This window comes from Stenotrophomonas maltophilia group sp. RNC7 (genome assembly GCF_030910085.1).
Classification (GTDB): Bacteria; Pseudomonadota; Gammaproteobacteria; order Xanthomonadales; family Xanthomonadaceae; genus Stenotrophomonas; species Stenotrophomonas sepilia.
On record NZ_JAVFVN010000015.1, the window covers coordinates 1 to 843 of the forward strand.

An 843-nucleotide genomic window follows, 5' to 3' on the forward strand; every position below is an offset into this window, starting at 1 on the left:
ATCGGCGGCACTGCCACCGCGGTTGTCGCTTCGGAGAAGAAGACCGTCGCCGACCTGGACATCACCACGGTGGAAGGCGCCCAGCGCGCTCTGTCCATCGTTGACGATGCATTGACTTCGGTGAACTCCTCGCGTGCCGACATGGGTGCGATCCAGAACCGCTTCACCTCCACCATCGCCAGCCTGAACACCACCTCGGAAAACCTGTCGGCCTCGCGTAGCCGTATCCGCGACACCGACTACGCCAAGGAAACCGCTGAACTGACCCGCACGCAGATCCTGCAGCAGGCCGGTACCGCGATGCTGGCCCAGGCCAACCAGTCGCCGTCCAGCGTGATGAGCCTGCTGCAGGGCTGATCCCTGCCCCGTTTCAGGCAACACAGAAAGGCCGCCTTCGGGCGGCCTTTCTGCGTCTGCAGCTCCGGGCTCTGGCAGTAACGCGAGCGCATGAACACGACCTGCAGAACACCGCAAATTCCCGCTAAAGACAGTTGACATGTCGCCGTTATTGATATCAGCCGAGGCATTAAAACTGCAACGGCCCCTCCTACGGGAGGCCTCTCAACCGTCGGCGACATCATCGCCACCAGGAGCAAGAAAATGGCACAAGTCATCAATACCAACGTGATGTCGCTGAACGCCCAGCGCAACCTGTCCACCAGCGGTTCCAGCCTGGCCACCACCATCCAGCGCCTGTCCTCAGGCCTGCGCATCAACAGCGCCAAGGACGACGCCGCCGGCCTGGCGATCTCCGAGCGTTTCAGCACCCAGATCCGCGGTCTGGACGTTGCCGTGCGCAACGCCAACGACGGCATCTCGCTGGCCCAGACCGCCGAAGGCGCG

General features: G+C 63.0%; 1 protein-coding gene and 1 pseudogene. Both read left to right on the forward strand.

Annotated elements, in window-relative coordinates; all coding sequences use genetic code 11:
- The coding region (locus RCF13_RS00075) for a flagellin (RefSeq protein ID WP_275086739.1) at nucleotides 1–357 on the forward strand (357 nt) is incomplete at its 5' end.
- 243 nt (nucleotides 358–600) lie between these two features.
- Nucleotides 601–843: pseudogene (locus tag RCF13_RS00080) on the forward strand (flagellin); the annotation flags it as partial.